This window comes from Aureibacter tunicatorum, from assembly GCF_036492635.1.
Classification (GTDB): Bacteria; Bacteroidota; Bacteroidia; order Cytophagales; family Cyclobacteriaceae; genus Aureibacter; species Aureibacter tunicatorum.
Genome location: NZ_AP025305.1, coordinates 3,298,762 through 3,318,891, shown reverse-complemented (window position 1 = coordinate 3,318,891; position 20,130 = coordinate 3,298,762). Strand labels below are relative to the sequence as shown.

The following is a 20,130-nucleotide window of genomic DNA, read 5'->3' as shown; positions in this document are numbered from 1 at the left end:
CGGCTTCGGCCAATTGGGTCAAGTTGCCGTTTTCTTGCTTTGGAAAAGAAATCGGCATAGATATGAGAAGAAGAGAATTTTTTAAGAAAACTGTAACCTTGTGTTCAGGATTGCTGTTGACAAGATTGTCTATGGCATCAGATAATGAAAATACCGTTCGATTTGGTTTGGCGACAGATTCGCATTACGCGCAAAGGCCAAACACTGAAAAGAGATATTACAAAGACTCTTTGTCTAAAATGAATGTCTTTGCCGAGCATATGAATAAAGCTCAAGTGGATTTTGTGATCCATTTGGGAGACTTTAAAGATCAAGACGCAGTACCCGTTCAGAATAATACTTTGAAATACCTAAGACAATTGGAATTGTCTTATCAACAGTTTGATGGCGACACTTATCACGTGATTGGAAATCACGATGTGGATAGCATCACTAAGACTCAATTTTTAGAGAATATTGCCAATACAGGGATTGACTCCAGTCGATCTTACTATTCTTACGATCAGTCGGGTTATCATTTTGTCGTATTGGATGGTTGCTTCAATGAAAATGGAGAATCTTATGCTCCCGGTAATTTTCAATGGGATAGATCTTATATTCCTCAGCAACAATTGAAATGGTTGAGAAAAGACCTTGAAAAGAATACTTTGCCAACGGTTGTATTCTGCCATCAGATGTTGTTTGGCGAGGGAAAACATGCGGTAATAAATGCATCGGAAGTGAGAGAAGTCTTGGAAGAATCAGGCGATGTGATTGCTTCGTTCCATGGACATGTGCACAAGGAGTTGCATGAGGAGATAAATGGCATACAATACTTTAGCTTCAACGGGATGGTGGATTTGCCCGGGCTTAATGGAAATTGCTATCATGTGTTGACTATTTCCCCATCCAAGGGAATAACTATCGAAGGCTATTACAATGCTACAAATAGAACGTTTGATCTATAGTTGTGTAGCTAGTGAATTTCAATTTGTCTTTTCATTAATATTCAACGGACTTTATTTCTTAAAGTCATGACTGGATACAATTTCATCTGTTTTCTCATGGAATTATTTGTGAAAATGCATTGAAAATGCGCTGAGTGAAGAGCGTGCATGCTCTTCTGTTTATTTTAAAATTATGAAGAAAATTATAGCGGGAGCCTTTATCGCTTTGTTGCCTTTGGCTACTTGGGCTCAAGAAAAGAAAACGAAATTAGTTGTTGGAGTGGTTGTGGATCAGATGAGACACGAATATTTGAAACGTTTTGAGGAGCATTTTTCCGAAGATGGATTCAAGAGATTGCAAAGGGAAGGCTTCTCAGTTGAGAATATGCATTACAATTATATGCCTACGACTACGGGGCCTGGACATGCTTCTATCTACACGGGAACATCTCCTGCGTATCATGGGATTGTTTATAATGAGTGGTACGACAGGAATAATAATAAAGTGGAATATTGCGTGGAGGATTCCACCGTTCGGTTGATCGGCAATGGCAATGAAAAGAAATACAAGCGCTCACCGGTGAATCTGTTGACAACCACAATAACAGATGAATTGGAAATGTGCACTGGCTTTGAATCAAAGGTGATCGGAATAGCGATCAAGGATAGAAGCGCTGTGCTTTCGGCTGGGCATAATCCGGATGGAGCGTATTGGTATGATGGAGACTCGAAAGAATTTGTCAGCAGTTCATACTATATGGAGGACTTGCCGAAGTGGCTGAAGAAATTCAATAATAAGAAATTGCCTGATTCGTATGCGAAAAAGCAATGGACACCGCTTTTGAGTTTGGACAAATATGTTAATAGCCGTCAGGATGACGCTTGGTACGAGGATGGGTATGATGGACATAAGTTTCCGCATCATGTGGAAGAAGAGCATGGCAAACGAAACTTCATTTCTGACACGCCCTTTGGAAATGATTTGATTTTTGATTTGGCTAAAGAGAGTATCGAAGCGGAGCAATTGGGTCGCAATGAAGTGACGGATTTCTTGGCCATTAATTTCTCTTCGACGGATATGATCGGACATGCTTTTGGACCGTATTCGATGGAGGTGGAAGACGCTTATATTCGATTGGATCAGAATATTGCTGATTTGTTAAAGTATTTGGATGAGAAAATTGGCGAGGGAGAATATTTGGTTTTTCTAACCGCTGATCATGGCGGTTCTGAAGTGCCTGCTTATTTGCAGGAAAAGAAGATGCCCGGAGGTTATTTTGATAAGGAAAATTGCGTAAAGCAAATCAATGATTTTCTAAATCAGCAATACACGGTGGAGGAACAATGGATAGATTATATCGATTTTTTTCAGATTAATTTGAATAATGCTTTATTGAAGAAATTGAACTTGCGTAAAGAAGAAGTGAACCAACAGGTTGTCGAATTATTGGAAAAAAGAAAAGAGATAGCAAGAGCATTTACAGCTGATCGGATCAACTTAACAGATTATTCCGCTGGAGGATATAAAGGAATGCTTTCGAGAAGTTATTTTCCCAAAAGGTCAGGCGACGTGTTTTATTGTTTGCAGTCTGGATGGCTATACCGTAGCAGTAGAAAAGGAACTTCGCATGGATCGCCATATGTCTATGACACTCATGTGCCATCGATCTGGTTTGGCAATGGCGTGAAGCAAGGGAAATCTTGGGACAAAAAGGAAATCACTGATATCGCTCCGACGATTTCCGCTCTGTTGGGAATTAAATTTCCAAGCGGAACCACAGGTTCGCCAATCAAAGAGCTTTTGCATGATTAAATTCATGCAAGTGGATATTCACGATTATTTTTTCATCTAAGCAATTTATAATTTCGTTTGTGAGCGGGCAGTTATTGATTGCCCGCTTTTTTATTATTTTACTGGTGTTCTGATGGCTATTAAATCTCCTGAGTCGAAACCAGTAGTAATCGCTTCTGCTTTTTCCAAAAAAGTGTTATTGAAATGATGACTTTTTTCTAATGTTGATAGAGCTTCGCAAACTAATTCTAGAATATCTTCCCATGTTGTATTTTGGTGATTGGTAGGTATCTCAAAATACAAGCTTGGGTTTTCAGGCATATCTAAACATGCCCAGTCATCATCATCATCATCGTATTCTGTGCTTCCAGCTAGATATAGCATGTAGCCATCTTCGCTTTCAAATATCCCAAAATTAAAAGCGATATCGTTTTTGAATGATCCCGTTGTTTTAGAATCAATATTATTCAGCCAGTTTAAAATTTCTTTTTGCATAATTGTTAAAGTCGGAGTAAAAAATGGATTAAACAATTTGTTGAAAATCCGTCTAATTCTTTTTCGCAAGTAAACTAGTGAAAATATTGTGGCTATAGAAAGAAAGATAACCTTAAAAATCTCGAAGGCTTCGATTAAGAAATGGATTGTATTTGTATTTGGTCCACAAACTAAGTAGTTGCTCATAAATTGGTTTCAGGCTTTACTTGCGAACTTTTTTTCTTAAAGATTTAATTAAGAAAAATAAGCCGATACAGAAGGCTGATAAGGGGAGAATAATGAACAGATTGATGTAGAAAGCAAAGACGTCTGCGCTTGGCATGCAAAGGTAAGTATCCATATTTATTGTCATTTAATAACAATATAAAAAAGCTTCCTCGCAATGAGAAAGCTTTCGGTAATTGCTTATTTCTGATTTTCTCTATAGTGAGCCAAATCTTCAATGGATAGTAAATGAATGTCATGTTCTTGAGCGAATTTCACAGCTTCCGGCAATCTCATCATTGTGCCGTCGGCATGCATCACTTCGCACAATACTCCCATGGCTCTGAATCCAGCCATCTTAGCAAGTTCAACAGTCCCTTCCGTATGGCCTCTTCTTTCCAGCACACCGCCTCTTTTGGCTCTCAATGGGAATATATGCCCCGGAGACGACAAGTCTTCAGCTTTAGCATTGGCTTGGTAGGCTGTTTTGATTGTCGTAACTCTGTCTTGAGCCGACACGCCTGTGGTAACGCCTTCTTTGGCTTCGATACTGATGGTGAAAGCCGTTCCGTATTGGCTTTTGTTCTCTTTGACCATCAATGGCAACTCCAAATGATCCGCCAAATCCTCAGACATGCACAAGCAAACGATGCCCGAGCATTCTCTGATCATGAAAGCCATCTGCTCGTCAGTCATGTGCTCGGCGGAGTAGATCAAATCCACTTCGTTTTCACGATCTTCATCATCCACCAATAAAATTCCTTTGCCGGCTTTGAATGCGGCGATTGCTTTTTCAGTCCTCTCTTTGTAGTCAATCCCAAATGATTGCAATAAACTCATAATGATGTTATTTATAAAATGTGTTAGAGGGGCTAAGAAAGTGATAGGTAGCCAATGCTTTTCTATAGGCAATGGCTGTCTGTCTCAAAGCGAGTAACTTTGAGTAATCTTACTATCTTCTTCCATCCGGACTATGACCGTCGGCTTTGGAATCTCACCAAATCTGCTGTCCTCAAGCGTAAGCCTGAGCGCTCGCGGGCTTTTTTCTTGCAAAAGAAAATCACCGCCGGTGGGGAATTTCACCCCGCCCTGAAGTTAATACCGCGCAAATATAGCATAAAAATGAAGATTGGACAGGTAAAAGTGGGAATATGAATCCGACGAATGAATTTGTTGCAATAGATTTTTGCTCGAACTCATTAGCTGTCAAACAGTTCAATGAATGAAGCAAAGTGAAAAAAGTATGAATGAGACGAAGGAAAAAATAGTCAAGCCTATGAGCGGCTACTTGTTGCTGTTGATATCACTGGGTTTATTGGGGTTTGGAGCTTATAGTTTTTTTGACGAGCAATTGATGTTCGGAGGCGTGGTAGCTGTGTTGGTTGCCTTTATTACCTTCAAAGGCTTGATGATTATCAATCCAAATGAAGCAAGCGTGATGACATTGTTTGGGAAGTATGTAGGGACGGTCAAAGAGAATGGTTTTTTTTGGGTGAATCCTTTGTATTCGAGAGGCTTGATTTCCTTAAAAGCGAGAAACTTTGACAGCGATAGAGTGAAGGTGAATGACAAATTGGGGAATCCTATCTTGATCAGTGTCATCTTGGTGTGGAAAGTGGAGGAAACGTTCAGAGCGGCATTTGATGTGGATAATTACAATCAGTTTGTGGAAGTGCAATGCGACGCGGCAGTAAGAAAGCTGGCTGGCCTTTATCCGTATGATAACTTAAGCGTTACGGATCATTCGGAGAAAAACAAAGAAATAACTTTGCGTTCGGGTTTGCATGAGGTTAACCATGCGCTTGAGAATGAATTAAGAGAAAGATTGCAAATAGCCGGTATCAATGTGATAGAAGCGAGGATAGGCTATCTGGCTTATGCTTCTGAAATCGCAGGAGCCATGTTGAAGAGACAACAAGCGACGGCAGTGGTTGCTGCCAGAACGAAGATCGTGGAAGGAGCTGTCGGCATGGTTCAAATGGCATTGAAAGAATTGTCGGAAAAGAATATTATCGAACTGTCCGAAGAGCAAAAAGCTAAAATGGTCAGCAACTTGATGGTTGTCTTATGTTCTGACAAGGAAACAACGCCTGTCTTGGACACAACTTCAGTAAATCATTAGATTAAAGTGAAATGTTGCAACGTTCGGTGAAATCGGCTCTGAGAAAAGTCGCCAACAACTATAGAGAAGGCATGTCTTTGCATCCTCCATTGGCTAATGGCGTTGCGCAGGCATTGATGACTAGCGGCGAATTCAAGCGGCAAGTAAAAAGCTATCGAGGCTTTTCGGATAGTAATAAAGAGAGATTTCAACGGTTGGAAAGAATGTTGATGGACTATGAAGGCCAGGATCGCATCACGTTGGATGGGCTTCATAGGCAGTTTGAGATGTTGTATGAGATGGAACACGTGGTCTATCAGTACATGTCAGGGTTTAATCAGCCGACGTATCAAGCAAGCCGGGGAAGAGTGTATGCATATCAAGAGTATCGGGATTTGGAGGTGCTTCTTGATAGCATACAGCAGGAATATTATACGCTGATGCGTCATGTTCTGGCGGAGGATTTGCCCATGTGGTCTCCTTTTCCAAAAGATGGAGAGCATAAATGGAGACATGAGTCGTTTCAAAAGCTTTGGGCTCAGCTGATGGATAAGCGAAACGGGCAAGTAGTAATCAAGGAGAGATTGGGAGATCGCGCGGAAAATCAAAGGTTGGTAGGTTTTAGGACGCGAGTCATGGCGAATTTATTTCGAATTATGAGCAAACCTTGGGGTTTGTATCTTATGCAAAACATCATGGATAAAAAGCACAGCCCTATTGTTGTTTATCCGGGCAAAGCTTACGAGCCTCATTTTTTCCCGACTTGCAAGAGTTACAAGCAAAGCGATTATAGTCGTTCGTATCCTGAAATGAATCGATCCAAAAATTTCAGCTATGCGTCCATTGATTTTACACGAAAGGACAGCGATGCGATGGTCAAGGATTCCAAATGGAAAAGGTATCAAAAGGTAGAGTCAAGCACGATTGGGCATGTTCCGCCAAGCCGGATTGAGGATCAACTTAAAGCTGTGGAAATAGATGAATCTTTGGCATTAACGGAAACTTTGAGAGATACAGGGCTTGAGATGGGGTCGATTGTGCCGCATACTCAAGTTGTAGAAGCGCCAACGCTTAGTCGAAGAGAGCTAAAGGACTATCAATGGGAGGATATTGATGTTGCGGAAGGTTCTATTATTCGACAGGGAGCGGCGCCTATGTTGGATAGGTATCAAACGGGCGGATATTTGCCTAACCCTTCCTTTTTGCACCTTGCGGAAGTATTGTTGATGCATGATGTGGATGACTTGGGAGGACAAAGAAAAATTGTTGCTCCTCCTAAGGATAACTTTCTTCAAGATAGCGATTTGAAGGAATGGGATTCTGAATTTTGGTATAAAGTTCATCAAGCTGAAAATTCTTTGAGAAGGGAGCATGGATTGGGAGAAATGAAATGGCATCGTCAGTTTCGGTCTTCAGCGATAGGAAAATGATTAAATGTTGGAATTTCAAACAATTGTAGCCTTTGAGAGGTCGATAAATTGATGAGCGTTAGGAATGCACATGTTTGAACCATTATTATCCAATAATAAAACTCAACTTGCTAAAGCCAAGTCTAGAGAAGGAGTTACTAAAGAGGCCCCCTTGCAAGCGATGTTGGGAAAGGAGGCCTATGCTCATTTATGCCGAAAATCCGGAGCTGGAGCAAAGACTGGGTTTCAACAAGAGGTTGAGGAGCAATTGGATCATTATGCATTCTTGAAAGAAGAGATTCAAAGGCTGGGGGATCAAAAGGATGGCAGGGACGTTCCAAGTGGCTTGCAGGATAATATATTCAAGGCTTTGAGGTTGCTTCATGATCTGGAGCAGATGATTTTTAGATGGAAGAAAGGTCAGCTGATGACCAAAGCCTCGTTGGCTAAAAGCGAGGGGGATGATGATGTGGGAGTCAATCTTCGAATATTGAATGAAATTCAGGAAGAAAGGGCTTTTGTAACTTACTATATCAGGTTTTTTGGTTTGGGCTTGATGCCGACATATAAATATGGACTTTCATCGGCTCAACAAGCGGCATATCCCAACGCGCTTAACGCTGTAATGTCAAGCACCAAGAGAGAGTCTCTGTTTATGACAATGCACGCTGAAACAGACGGAGCTGTGCACGTCGAAACGCTGAAAAACCAGTTGATGTCAAGCATTGGGCAGTTGATGGCATTTCCGACGGGCGTGAAAATTCTTTCAGGCTTGGCAAATAGCATGCAAAGAGAGTTTTATACACCAACGGTTGATTTATCTCCGCAAGTGTCGTCCAGAGCGCCATTGTCATCTTTTGATGTGGAAGAAGCGGCTTTGAGCATAGTTCCAAGTTTTAAAAGTTCTGATTATTTTGTTCCATCCGAGGGGAAAAACGAGTCGTGGCTTGGAAGAAAGAAATTTGCACCTTTGACTTTTACGACGCCTTATCTTCAGTTAGCCCAAATCTTGGATGAGTTTACGCTCAAAAAGTCAGGAATGTCGGATAAACGAGCTTTTGAATTGCTTCGAGAGGATATGCATCAGTTGTATCAAGAAGTTGGCTTAGAATGTCCTGTGGATTTGAGGCCGGTTTACCTTCCTGTCAGAGAGCCTTTGACCGTTGAGGAAAAGGAAGTTGGCGACTTTGTGTTGATAGACCCGATTGGATTTGGAGGAGTGGATTCCAGTTCCCAAGATTCAAATTCTTCCGAGGGAGAAGACGAGCTAATGGAATTGCCTAGGTTGGAAGGCGCTCATCGCAAGCAAAGAATGACTTATCATGGATTGAGAGTTCCTGTTGGCAAGCATATGCAGAAAGATCAGCAAGAATTCAAAAAGCTGAAGCCTGAGCTTGATTTTTCACCGGATGACATTGATTGGGGGACGTTTCATATATTGGGAGAACAGGGCGTGTATGGTTCTGTTTATGGATTTAAAACGTTGGCAGGGGAAGACAAGATTCTTAAGTTTGTTTATATCAAGGATGATTACTTGTTCGCTTTTTCAAGAAACCCGGAAAAAGAAGCTTTCGCGGCCAATTTTGTGAAAAGCTTGGGGAGGAGAGTTGATGCTCCGGCGACGTTGGCGATTGGCAAAGAAAATCCGTTTTTAGCTTCCTTGGGAGCCAGCGCTGACAAATGCCCTAATGAAGATGTGCGCAAGAAGCTTAAAAAAGATATCACGAAGACAGGTCAGCAAAGCTATAGATATTCTTGTTTGGTTATGGAGCGAATGGAAGGAGTGACTCGAAATAAGCTGCATAAGGAATATGGAGAAGCGCCGGGAGGAGCCCAGTTAAGGAGAATAAGCAGGTGGGCGGATGTTCAAGCTTCCATGGGAGAACTATATGTGTATGACCTGATCTTGGGTAATTTTGACCGCTTTTGGATTACTATCCATGGCGGAAATGTGATGTTCAACGTTAAGCTTGATCGATACAACAATCCAAAGAAAACGCCAAAAGTAACCCTGCAGCACGGAAAGCCGATCAAGGCGATTGATCAGACATTAAGCTCTTATGGCCAGCATATTATGGTTAAATACCTTACCGAAGGAAAATGCCTTAATCAGGGAAAGACAATGCATGAAGTGCGCAAGAATAATGAGCGCTTTGAGGAAGCCGCGAAAACCACGCTTGAAGCCGACACAGTGCCGTTTAAGTTCCAGGATCAGTTGCAAGTGCAGCTGGCTTTTGTGAAAGACATGTTCACTCGATTATTGGACAACTTGATGTCCGGGCAATTGGGGCATACCATGCCGATACATTTTTTGCAGGATGTTTGCGGAATGCATGAAGACTATACCGCTTTGGAAGTAGGGATGATCGAAGCGTTGCTCCGCATACACGACAAAAGAGCTATGCTCAAGTCATTTTCAAAAATTCAATTCACAGAGTTCTCCAATGACGCTGACTATCTATTCGAAACCTGTCAGATGGTTGACTCGCTCGTTTCCGGCTACAATCGCCAGGATTTGGATTACAAGCTGTTTTTGGTCAAATCGAATGTTACAGGGCTTTGATGGAGGTATATTGCCTAGTGTTTGGTTGATTGAATGTGGAAGGAGGTCTTGAGAAGCTCAAAGGCTACTGAAAACCTTTGCTGAATCCGGTCTTATATTTTAATAAATCACGTAAAATTAACCTTTCAAAATAGAGATTATCCAGTCGCAAAAGCCATAGATAGTGATGTCTAGTCAAAGTTGCCTTCGTATTGGGCTCTTCGAGCCGTACGAAGGATTAGTTGTTAGTAGCTGGTTATTTTTCCGATTTTGTTTTAATTATAATAACACCATTTTATCCTTTTTCTCCATATTTTTTAATCGCAGATTCTTTCAAAACTTCAACAGACTATATATCTTTCGGTTCGTATTTTTCAATTTCTGCTTTAGTAACTTCTTTTCCGTTTAAAATTATCAATGTTTTTTATTGTTTTGCGTACTTTCATAACAGTTTGAAACAATATCAATTCCTTCAATTGGTTTAGTTAGATAAAATTTTTCATCTATTGGATACCTTGATTCTTTTGTTTTGTCAATCTCCACATAGAAATACATTGAATTATCAGTTAGACTCCAATAATCTGAACAACCTCTTGAACTCCAAGTGTTAAATTTCGGATACTTCTCAAGAATTTTTTCCGCTGTCAAGTATGAAAGGTCAACATAGTTTCCATCTGGTAATTTCCCTTTAAACTTTTTCGTTAATCTTATCTTCGATATTAAATCAGTATCTCGATCTTTTTGGAAAATTATTCCATTGTAAAATTTTGAAATATATCCTTTTCTATTCTCAAATCGAGCATCTTTAACAAAGCCATCGGAGCATAAAGCCATTTCTATTAATTCAATTTCTTTCAAGTTTTCATCCTGATTTTTTAATTCGGATAATGTTAATTCACACAGTTTTATCTCTGAAAGTTCAATAATCTTTTGTTCAGAATTTTGACCGAACAAATTGATGGTTGAAATTAAAATAAACATGGTTAAATAAAATTTCATATGTAGTTTCCCTTAATATGTGCCAATGTATAGTAAATGAATCGTATTCAGCCGATAAGAGGCTGTGATTTCATATGCAGTGTTGAACTAAACCCTTTCAGGGTAGCTTTAAATGCTGTTTTATAATCAATTAAATATATGAAAAAAAGGAAACAGTATTAGGAAAATCTTGTAAAGTAGTTCCAGGCTTTGGTGGTTCTTTTTTCAAGCTCAAAAGGCACTATGATTTAGCAGACAAAAGTGATAGTACAATCAATAATTACGAAAGATGTCTGGCTCATATGGCTTTGCAATTGGAGTTGAATTGAAACTAGAATAGCAGAAGTATGGACGATTAATTGGAGCAAACATTGAATTAAAAACGTCACTAAATCTAACCTTATTTTTGAAAAATCACGTAAAATCAAGCATTCGAAGTACAGCTTATCCAGTAGCAAAACCCATAGATACGGATGTTTTTCAGCTCTGTCCGTCATCATTGGGCTCTTCGAGCCATACGAAGACTTAGTTGTTAGTAGCGGGTTAGTTTTCTTCAACTTTATGCCCCAACTCAATAAAGAACTCACGCATTAGATTGTATGTTTCTGCATCTGCATTTATATGATTGAACATTCTTGTTTCCATGTATTCACAGCTTAAGCAAACGTTCAAAGTTGAGATTATTTCTTTGTTCAAATCGTAGAAGACAATGGCGTCTCGATAAACTGGAGCACACATCCAGCTTGGAACTTCTTTAATAGGTGTATTCAATATTGATTTCAGTTTTTCAATTATTTGATCATCACTTTTAAATGTTCCTGTTTTTTCGGCAGAAGGGTGAAACTCTCCATTATTGTTAATTAAATACTGCGTAAATCCATGAAGTTTTTTTAACATCAGCAAACGAGACATTTCTATCTCAGATAAATCGCCATTCTTCTCTAGTTGTTTTTGTAGTTTTTCAAATTCCTTAAATCCTACTTTCGACTCGGTTTCAAATTCAGTTCCGCGTTGCAAGGAATAAGTTTCGATATACTCGAATTCAAGTTTGTTTATGAATTCAATTGATGAAATGTATGAATACTTTGGAGTCATTGTACTTGTTGTTAACGTTCCGGCTAAAAAGCGTTGCAGCCCTGTAGGGCAGCTATGATTTTTTAGCCATTGTTAGCATCTTTTTTTATTCCATGTTTTTTCAAAATTGCATCATAGTTACTTGATGATGGATAGGTGTTATTCTTATCAATTTCTTTCAATTCGTTCAGCACAACTTGAGTTAAATCTTCATCCTTAAATGAGAGTAATATGTCAAATATGACTTCATACTCACTTGGCCAAATTTTTTTTCTATCTAAATATTTTGTCAAGGCGTTTTGAATGCTCTTCTCATTCCCTTCTAGGTCATATTTATATATGTATTCTAATGCGTCTAAATTCTTTTTTTCAAATGCGAGCAATTTGATTTGGTTCAAGTAATTATCAGGGTATTTTCTATTATGGAGAGCTCTATCTAAAATCAACCAATAAACATTTTTTTTAAATAAAATTAAACTGTCTATTTTCAAAAGCTGTTCATCATTTTGAAGTGTCTTTTCTTCATCATTAGACTCAAGTCGTAATTTATTCCAATATCTGTTATAAAACTCCGAGGAGATTGGGTCACTTCCTTTCAAACAACCACTAAATGTTGAAACATTGTGGTCATTATCAAGAAATTTATTCAAGATTTGGTCTAAATGTTCATATTCTTTGTCGATAAGCCCCCAACTTGCATAGCAGGCAACAACTTTATTCTTGTGATTTGTCAGGTCGATAAGTTCCTTAACTGTCGCCTTTGATTTTAATAGCTCAAATCTTTTATATTGTTCACGTGGACTTCCAGCGTAACCAATATGAGCGTCTTGAACTTCATTCACCTCCGCAATCTTCTTTACTAATTCACTCATGTCTTGAGCCATAGAGAAGTGCCAAGTGATTATGGTGACGATTATGAAGAATATTCTTTTCATTTTAATTGATGCTAACATCCCAATAACACGAATTCCGTTTGTTTCACCTATGCACGGAATTCATTTATTAGGCTAAAAAATTATTTTAATTAAAAAATAAGCATAAAAAATAATATTTCAAATATATTAATAAGGTTGTTTATATTGTTATGTCTGAAATTAGTTATATATGTGTGGATCTCGGTAGTTTTTGAATTTCTATGTCTCAGTATATGTTTAATATACCTGAGAATCACGGCATTTTTCAAAAGATGGGTAGCAAGATTATGTCTTAAGCTATGAGTGCTTATAGTTTTATTGACCCCAGATTCTCTAACGTATTTCTTTACAATTTTTTGAATGCTGGAGCTTGAATACATTCCGCCATTTTGACCTTCAGAGAGATAAATTTCAGGCTTATATCTTTCCAGAAATATTTAAGCATCGGTATAGTTCTATTGGGAGCGACTAAGTCTTCATATTGAGTTCGGCGAGCCGTACGGAGGCTTAGTTGTTAGCAAATGTGTTTTAAAGACAGCTACATCCAAATAAATCGATTGATTCGGACCATAGAATTACAACAGTTCCATCTTTCAAAAGCATTCTGATCGTACGCTCAGGATTGTTTAATTGGTTGTTCAGCGGAAATGTGTCAGTATAAGTAAAGAATATATTGTCGATTCCTTCAAGAGTAGCAAAGGTCTTTACAGGTTCGTATTTGAACGAGCAGTCATAACAGCCTTTAGCGTATTGACTTTCAATTTTCTTGTCAATTTTAGAGTTAGGCTTTATATCCAGTTTAAGTTCAAATCTAGTGGCAAACAATGGTTTCTCAGCGGTTTGATTTTTGAGTTGGTAGTGATAATATTCTAGACATTCATCTGCATAACTTGAAAGCTGAACTACTTGATCAAGATATTTGGTGTTGCTTGTAAATACTATGACTTCTCCTTTCGAGACAATTTTATTAAAAGCGTCTTGGTTTGGTTTTAATTCGGGGTTAGGATCATAAACGGCTTCATTCTCTTCGGAAAGATTATTAAAAATTACTTTTCTTTCGGCAGATAGATTATCACAAGTTGTATAACCACGTTCATTTTTATAGCAGTTATATTTTGGAAAAGAGAATATTCCTAACTGCCCTTCTTCTAGTCTAAAAATTGGAAATATTGGTTTATCAAGAGTAGGAGTAGACTCTCGTTCAACCCATGAGAGGTTTTGATGGCTATACAGAGCTTCAAGAAATTCGATGTTCGATTTTGGAATTGAGTTGGATTTTTTAGCAGGTTCTAAAATCTGGGTTTTGAAGTATTCCAGTTTAATTCTATTAAGACTGTCTTGTCTGTTCAAGTATTTTACACAGTCTACTTGGGTACTTACGTTTGTTTCTTGTGCAACTGCCAGGCTTGCGCTTAACAAAACAAGAGTTGTAACGAATATATTTCTGATGGTCATCTTTCGAGAGTAATATTTGCTAACACTCCAATAACACGAATTCCGTATATATCACCTATGCGCGGAATTTATTTATTAGGCTATAAATTTATTTCAATAAAAAAATAAGTATAAAAAGTAATGTTTCAAACATATTGATAGGTTTATTTATTTAATTAAGTCTGAAATTAGTGATATATGTGTAAGTGTCGGTGTTTTTTGAATTGCTATGTCTCAATATATGTTTAATATACTTGAGTTTCATGTCATATTCCTAAAGATGAGGTGCCAGATTATGTCTTAAGCTATGAATGTTTATAGTTCTATTGACCCCAGATTCTCTAACGTATTTCTTTACAAGTATTTGAGTGCTGGAGCTTGAAGGCATTCTATCATTTTGACCTTCAAAGAGATAAATTTCAGGCTTGTATTTTTTAGATAATATCTAATCATCTATATAGCCTTGACGGCAATAGGTATATACCGATTCTTCCTGACTTTTCTGTCATTCCTTTTTCCACAGGCGCTATGGTTTGTAATTTTTTAATCTACCATCTTACTTGAATTATTGAGCTTAATTTTCGACATCTTATCACCTTTTGATTATATTTATTGAGGTTAAATTTATGATTTAAATGGAAGGAATAATATATATTGAAAATTTTGTTGACGAGTCTGAAGAGCTATTTGAGTATCTGAGGGTAAATTTGAATTGGGATGAGCGGATGAGCTCTCGTAAAACTGCGAGCTTCGGACTTGCTTATAATTACTCGCAGATAAGTTACCCTTATCAGGACTTTCCAGATAGATTTAAGAATATAATCATAAGCATCCATGCTGAGCTGGGTTTTGAGCCAAACAATTGCCTTGTCAATTATTATTTGGACGGCAAGTCCAAAATGGGCTTTCATTCCGATCAGACGGATATACTTGACGAAGGCACGGGTGTTGCGATTGTTTCGCTTGGTGCAACCAGAGTATTAAGATTTAGGCGAATTGACGATAAGGAGACAATTAAGGATTTTGAATTGCCTTCCGGTACATTGATATTTATGTCAAATGAAATTCAAAAGAATTGGCAACACGCGATTCCAAAATCAGAGACCGAAAATGGTAGAATGAGTCTTACTTTCAGGAAATTGAGAGTTGATGAATAAGCATAAAGGGCAAAACCATAGCGATGTGCTGGATTATATTTTATAGCACTGTTAAAGCTTTTGCACAGAATTGGAGAAAAAGGCTTTTTCACATCATCATGCGCAAGAAAAATTTTTGAGCTTCAAAGACAAAAGCCTAAGGGCTGGAAAAATATATGATGAGTTAAGCTCGGATGATCCGAGGGTTCTTGATTTATTGAAGGATGGAGATTTAGCTTTCAGGAGAAGAGTTGCGGAAAGGATATACAAAGAGCATTTCGATGAATTAGAACGGAATTTATGTCCTAAATGCGGAGGTATTGCTAGAACTCCATTTGCCAAACAGTGTCGATATTGTGGTTCTGACTGACGGTTTTGAAGATTTCAGATGCTTTGTTGAAACTGTCATCATTTGAGATAAATCAAATTCGTTACTGGGGCACTAAAAGACTTGGGGATATTATTTTTAATGGATATGATTGATGATAAGCTTGTAAGAAGGATAGTCAAGTGTCCGAAGTGTCTGAGTAAAGCTTCTTATTTTTCAGGGAAAATAGAGCGTTATCGGAAATTGTTGCCATCGCAAGATGGGAGAGTAGTTTGCTTAAATTGTGGCTTTAATAAAGAGCATCATTTTACTTCAAAAGATTATTATTATGCCTTTCAAGTCAAGGATAGGAAATTATATGCGAGGGGTTTGGATAGCTTGAAAACTATATTGAATCATTTTAAAAGTGACAAGCATTATTCTTCGGATCCAGAGTGCGACTTTCCAAAAGAGTTTTACGTTCACAAGAGGCTGATCATTCATAAAATCGAAAAGATATTAATAGAGGAAGATTAGTTGTTCATGGAGGCTTTTCATGGCCATAAATGAATCTTGTATTGAAGATAAGTTATAGGGTTTGTGTTGTGAATTGAATTATAATAATTAAATTTAAGAATCAGCATTGAATTATGTTTCTTTATTGATGTATTAAGTGAATTATCTAATGTGATTTTAGTTTAATTGTGTTTTTTAAAATTAATTCGAATGAAAGACTTGAAGGGAAAGTTGCAGTTGATTAAGAATTTGATTACTACTTTTTTGCCAAATGGCTTGGTTAGTATATTGGGACTAGGTTTTTTATTGTACTCTATTGGCTTTGAGGATTCAATTTACACTCTAACTTTATTCAATATTGTAGCCTTAGTATTATCTTTGAAATTTTCAATTATTATACATGAGTTAGGACATTACTTTTTTGCAACATTGTTTGAGATGAATGCTGGGTTGGTTGTTTTTGGCTCTGGCTTTAAAGTTGGTTCTATTAATCTTTTTAATACAAAATTTCAACTAAATAATAAGTTGAACTCAGGTTATGTGTTAGCTACCAATGTTTCAATGCATGGGAAATGGAAAAAGATTTTATTCCTTGCTGGCGGATCAATTTTTAATTTTATTTCAATTATTATTTTATATCTATTATTCAAAGATGCATTGTTCGAAAAAGGAAAAGTTCTATGGGCGGGATTTGTAATAATTTCCAGTGCCTTTTTAGGTCTGTTTTCTTTAATACCTATATCTTCGAAGTTTTTTGGTGGAAAAACAGCGCATGATGGTAAGTTAATATTAGAAGAATTGAGAGGCAAAAGCAAGGTTAAAAGCAGCTCGACGGATTATTTAAATGCTGTTTATTTGTTGTCTGAAAAGAAGGATTTTCAATTGGCCTATGATAAAATTAAGGAACTGCAAGTTAAGGGTGAGAATAAATTAAGTTTAATGTTATTAGAGTCAATGGCTCTTATGGGATTGGGTAAATTTAGCAATGGTTATGTATTACTGAAATCTATTGAAGGTGAGTTTGAAAATTATAAAGAAGAATCATCACTTTCAAATTACTATAACACATTAGCTTGGTTCTCAATTCTTAATGATGAATTTGTGGATGCTGAGAAATATTCAGCGTTAGCAGTTAAAGATCACCCGAATTTTGATTATTATCAAAATACAAGAGCTATAGCATTGATTGAGACTGAAAATTTTAAAGAAGGCTGTGATATATTGGCTAAAAATTTAGATCTTGATTTTATAGACCCAAGGAATTTTTCTGCACTTATTTATCTATGCTATTCCAACACAAAGTATGGAGTTATAGTGAATGCAGAAAAATATAAAAAATACCTCGAAGATCATCAGGATGAGATGGCTGCAGACATCAAATACTTGTACGAGAAGAAAGTTGTTAATTATGAAAAGGAAGAAAATTTAGCTTAAAATCTATGGGCTTAGATTCAATAGAATTGTTGATGTCTGTGGAAGACAAGTTTGGAATTCGGTTTTCAAAGGAAGAGGCTGAGAGAATTATTACTGTTAGGAATTTTGCTAATGAGACTTTTCAAAAATTATCAGTTGCTGATCATCATACATCTGTGCAACAGATTGTTTTTTATAGATTGAGAAAAGCTTTTATTCAAATAGGGAATGATAAAAAAATGGTTGAGCCAAATAGTTTGGTTTCGCATTTATTATCCAAAGAAAATCTTGAGTCAGATTGGAATCAAATAGAAAAGCTTACTGAATTTAAACTTCCACAATTAAATAATTGGGATTTTAATGATGAAGAAGTGAAAGGCAAAGAGTATAAGGTTTGGGGGATTACATACTATACCGACATTTCTCTTTTCCCTCAACCTGTCAGTCGAGTTACTATTAAGAAACTGGTCGATTGGGTGATATCATTGAATTATGCTCAGCTCATCAATCCGCAGGAAATCACCAGTGAATATGAAGTTCAAAGAATAATCGTAGGCTTGCTTGACGAACTTTGTGGAGTAGATGTTAATGCGCAAAAGTTGGATCATGAGATTGTTAAAGATTTTGGGATTGAATGAATTTTATCAATATGATCACAACAGATATTATCAATAAAACTATTGAATCAGTTTATTATCAAGATGAATATTTTGAGAAAGGAATATCAAGGGAAATTAGATTGTATTTATGGAGAGGTTAATTGTATTTTGTATTTGTTTGTTGACTAGTGTTTTTTAAAGGCAACTCCTCAAGTATCAGATTTAATAGTATTGAAAGGAGATACTCTGTATTTAAATCATACAGTCAATTATCCCTTTGAAAGCTTTCCGAATGAGACTCCAAAGGTTTGAAGATGAAAATAAAGAGATAGAAATAAGTACAGACTGTTGGCGATTATATACATTTACATGGATTATTTGTAATGATAGTTTATTTATGGTTTCAATGAACAATTGTAGTGATGGTTATCCTGTAGCAATGAATACTATAGAAGGTTTTAAAGATAATAGAGTGTTTGCTGATTGGTATAGAGGAAAATTATTCGTTTGTGAAAAAGATGGCCTATTAACAGGTGAAAATTTATTTGAAATTGAGATTAGCCATTGAAAAGTTGTAGGTAAGTATAAAGTTCCTCTAAAAAAAGAAAAAACAGAGATAGATATCAAGATGGAAGAGTTATATTATATTGATATAATGAATAGTCTGATTGAAGAATTGTTAGATTAAAGCCTTCTCAATATAAATAAGAGTTAGTTGTGAAAAATATAATGTTATGCTAAAAAAATTAATTCAGTCATTTATTATCACAAGCTTAATATTGATTACTATAGTAATAGGTGGAATAACGGGTGTACCGCTTTTGAGTGAAATTTTATTTTTCTTTTTTGCAGTTCCATTTGGTTTAACATACGCAGATAATGATTATTCCTTCTTGGCTTCTCTGTCATATCTTTTTCCATTAGCGTTATGGTTTGTAATATTCTTGATCATTTCTAATAAGCGTAAAGTTTGAAATTTTTATCATTGATGTATTCCAAATTTAAATGAGCAGATCATTTAGAAAGACAAAAATACATGGCATCACAACAGCTAGATCTGAAAAGCAGGATAAGCGAGATGCTAATCGTAAATTCAGGCGTGTCAGCAAACAAAAAGTATCGGATGAAGAGCGTTTGTTTCCTGTGATGAGAGAAGTATCAAATGTTTGGGCTTTTGCAAAGGACGGCAAGATCTATGATTCAGATATGAGAGACAAAGAAATGAGGAAATAAACACCATCGATTACTGGATGTTCGAGATGATAGAATCATATTCAAAGTCAAAAGCTACAAAAGAATAGTATCAGCGAATCGCTGCGTCTGCATTCACAAGAGTTTATCAGAAGGTTTTCTCGGCATATTTTGCTCAAGAGTTTTGTTTGTTTTGACTTGTCAAAATAGTCCAATTCGCAGAATTGGGGGGACTGCCAGAATGTAGAAAGGTAACCTATGGAATTGTCCAAGCATGATTTTATCTCAGTATGTTATAGTGATTTTTTCACCTTTTCCTGTAAATCGTGATATGGGAAGCTTGAATTAGGTTTTACTATTCTTTCGATTCGACTGGCTTCAATGTTTTTAAACAACAATACTTCATAATCTTCGAATACAAATTTCATAAAATCACCATTATCAATAAACTTCTCTTTAGCTTTTTTTGAGTTGGCTTTTATCAATTTTCGTCCTGAAGCAATTATTTTTTTGTTGTCTGGCCAGTATATATTGTCTTTACCTAAAATGGAAGAGTTATCAATTGTATTTCCAATTCTCCAGATTATGTTTTGCGTGTAATCTCGTATCAATTCTTTTTTATTTTGAAATACAAATTGAGGGTTTTGCTCAAGGATGTCTTTTAGAGAATTTCTTTGTTTAGATATTGGCTCGAATTCTTCATCATACTCTGTAGTTGTATCTATCATCCAGTGACCATGAACCAGCGGGAAATCTGATTCTTGCAATTCAAATATTATACCTATACATTCCTGATCTTCAAACATGTAATCTAACCACCATCTATTTAATCCTTTAAATGGCGTAAGCATTGAACATGAAATCCAAGTATCTTTAAGCAAAATACCTCTTTCTAGAATTGAGCTTTTATTATCTTTTGGTGTCCAGTGTATTACCTTCATGGTTAGTTATATTCTCTATAACGCTTGGCTAAAGGATGTAGAGACTAAGTTACCACCTTCCCTGTGAACTTGATAAGCCAAACTTTTAAAATTCATTAAATTCAGGCGGGATTCCAAATAACCACCTATTCTTACAAAACCCACAAAAGCCCTATATT

General features: G+C 36.7%; 20 protein-coding genes and 1 riboswitch. Of the genes, 12 read left to right on the top strand and 8 right to left on the bottom strand.

What is annotated here, in order from left to right; genetic code table 11:
• Positions 1–62: 62 nt before the first annotated feature.
• Together AABK36_RS14040 and pafA are read left to right on the top strand one after the other, a co-directional pair.
• The gene (locus AABK36_RS14040; RefSeq protein WP_309938274.1) at positions 63–947 is read left to right on the top strand and encodes a metallophosphoesterase family protein; all 885 of its coding nucleotides are present in this window, start codon (positions 63–65) and stop codon (positions 945–947) included.
• Between the two features lie 172 nt (positions 948–1,119).
• Positions 1,120–2,739, top strand: coding sequence for an alkaline phosphatase PafA (gene pafA / locus AABK36_RS14035; RefSeq protein ID WP_309938275.1), 1,620 nt, complete (start codon positions 1,120–1,122; stop codon positions 2,737–2,739).
• Positions 2,740–2,832: 93 nt separating this feature from the next.
• Here the strand turns inward: pafA and AABK36_RS14030 are convergent, their stop codons facing one another.
• Together AABK36_RS14030 and ribB are read right to left on the bottom strand one after the other, a co-directional pair.
• On the bottom strand, positions 2,833–3,213 hold the full coding sequence (locus tag AABK36_RS14030) for a hypothetical protein (protein ID WP_309938276.1): 381 nt from the start codon (positions 3,211–3,213) through the stop codon (positions 2,833–2,835).
• A gap of 405 nt (positions 3,214–3,618) precedes the next feature.
• On the bottom strand, positions 3,619–4,257 hold the full coding sequence (gene ribB / locus AABK36_RS14025) for a 3,4-dihydroxy-2-butanone-4-phosphate synthase (RefSeq protein ID WP_309938277.1): 639 nt from the start codon (positions 4,255–4,257) through the stop codon (positions 3,619–3,621).
• Positions 4,258–4,367: 110 nt separating this feature from the next.
• Positions 4,368–4,518, bottom strand: a riboswitch (FMN riboswitch).
• Positions 4,519–4,639: 121 nt separating this feature from the next.
• Here ribB and AABK36_RS14020 point away from each other — a divergent pair.
• From AABK36_RS14020 to AABK36_RS14010, 3 genes are all read left to right on the top strand, one after another.
• Positions 4,640–5,539 carry an SPFH domain-containing protein gene (locus tag AABK36_RS14020; RefSeq protein ID WP_309938278.1) on the top strand — a complete coding sequence of 300 codons (900 nt, stop codon included), beginning with the start codon at positions 4,640–4,642 and terminating at the stop codon, positions 5,537–5,539.
• 11 nt (positions 5,540–5,550) lie between these two features.
• Positions 5,551–6,948, top strand: coding sequence for a hypothetical protein (locus tag AABK36_RS14015; protein ID WP_309938279.1), 1,398 nt, complete (start codon positions 5,551–5,553; stop codon positions 6,946–6,948).
• 70 nt (positions 6,949–7,018) lie between these two features.
• Positions 7,019–9,490, top strand: a complete 2,472-nt coding sequence (locus AABK36_RS14010; protein WP_309938280.1) for a protein kinase family protein — start codon at positions 7,019–7,021, stop codon at positions 9,488–9,490.
• Positions 9,491–9,883: 393 nt separating this feature from the next.
• Here the strand turns inward: AABK36_RS14010 and AABK36_RS14005 are convergent, their stop codons facing one another.
• The 5 genes from AABK36_RS14005 to AABK36_RS13990 form a co-directional block, all read right to left on the bottom strand.
• A complete protein-coding gene (locus tag AABK36_RS14005) occupies positions 9,884–10,468 on the bottom strand; it encodes a hypothetical protein (RefSeq protein ID WP_309938281.1) in 585 nt (194 codons plus the stop codon).
• Positions 10,469–10,990: 522 nt separating this feature from the next.
• On the bottom strand, positions 10,991–11,542 hold the full coding sequence (locus tag AABK36_RS14000; protein WP_309938282.1) for a hypothetical protein: 552 nt from the start codon (positions 11,540–11,542) through the stop codon (positions 10,991–10,993).
• A 62-nt stretch (positions 11,543–11,604) separates the two neighbouring features.
• On the bottom strand, positions 11,605–12,393 hold the full coding sequence (locus AABK36_RS13995; RefSeq protein WP_309938283.1) for a hypothetical protein: 789 nt from the start codon (positions 12,391–12,393) through the stop codon (positions 11,605–11,607).
• A gap of 152 nt (positions 12,394–12,545) precedes the next feature.
• A complete protein-coding gene (locus tag AABK36_RS25440) occupies positions 12,546–12,815 on the bottom strand; it encodes a tyrosine-type recombinase/integrase (protein ID WP_374709117.1) in 270 nt (89 codons plus the stop codon).
• A 148-nt stretch (positions 12,816–12,963) separates the two neighbouring features.
• Positions 12,964–13,890, bottom strand: a complete 927-nt coding sequence (locus tag AABK36_RS13990; RefSeq protein WP_309938284.1) for a hypothetical protein — start codon at positions 13,888–13,890, stop codon at positions 12,964–12,966.
• A 614-nt stretch (positions 13,891–14,504) separates the two neighbouring features.
• Here AABK36_RS13990 and AABK36_RS13985 point away from each other — a divergent pair.
• The 7 genes from AABK36_RS13985 (at position 14,505) to AABK36_RS13955 (ending at position 19,073) form a co-directional block, all read left to right on the top strand.
• Positions 14,505–15,026, top strand: coding sequence for an alpha-ketoglutarate-dependent dioxygenase AlkB (locus AABK36_RS13985; RefSeq protein ID WP_309938285.1), 522 nt, complete (start codon positions 14,505–14,507; stop codon positions 15,024–15,026).
• A gap of 70 nt (positions 15,027–15,096) precedes the next feature.
• Positions 15,097–15,375, top strand: coding sequence for a hypothetical protein (locus AABK36_RS13980; RefSeq protein WP_309938286.1), 279 nt, complete (start codon positions 15,097–15,099; stop codon positions 15,373–15,375).
• A 105-nt stretch (positions 15,376–15,480) separates the two neighbouring features.
• Positions 15,481–15,849, top strand: a complete 369-nt coding sequence (locus tag AABK36_RS13975) for a hypothetical protein (RefSeq protein ID WP_309938287.1) — start codon at positions 15,481–15,483, stop codon at positions 15,847–15,849.
• Positions 15,850–16,038: 189 nt separating this feature from the next.
• Positions 16,039–17,262: a site-2 protease family protein gene (locus tag AABK36_RS13970; RefSeq protein WP_309938288.1), complete on the top strand. Its 1,224-nt coding sequence runs from the start codon at positions 16,039–16,041 to the stop codon at positions 17,260–17,262.
• A 5-nt stretch (positions 17,263–17,267) separates the two neighbouring features.
• The gene (locus AABK36_RS13965) at positions 17,268–17,879 is read left to right on the top strand and encodes an acyl carrier protein (protein WP_309938289.1); all 612 of its coding nucleotides are present in this window, start codon (positions 17,268–17,270) and stop codon (positions 17,877–17,879) included.
• Between the two features lie 253 nt (positions 17,880–18,132).
• On the top strand, positions 18,133–18,408 hold the full coding sequence (locus AABK36_RS13960) for a hypothetical protein (RefSeq protein WP_309938291.1): 276 nt from the start codon (positions 18,133–18,135) through the stop codon (positions 18,406–18,408).
• Positions 18,409–18,845: 437 nt separating this feature from the next.
• Positions 18,846–19,073 (top strand): hypothetical protein, encoded by a 228-nt coding sequence (locus tag AABK36_RS13955; protein ID WP_309938292.1) that lies wholly within the window; start codon positions 18,846–18,848, stop codon positions 19,071–19,073.
• 251 nt (positions 19,074–19,324) lie between these two features.
• On the opposite strand, the gene AABK36_RS13950 is transcribed toward AABK36_RS13955, so the two are convergent.
• Positions 19,325–19,972 (bottom strand): hypothetical protein, encoded by a 648-nt coding sequence (locus AABK36_RS13950; RefSeq protein ID WP_309938293.1) that lies wholly within the window; start codon positions 19,970–19,972, stop codon positions 19,325–19,327.
• Positions 19,973–20,130 lie beyond the last annotated feature (158 nt).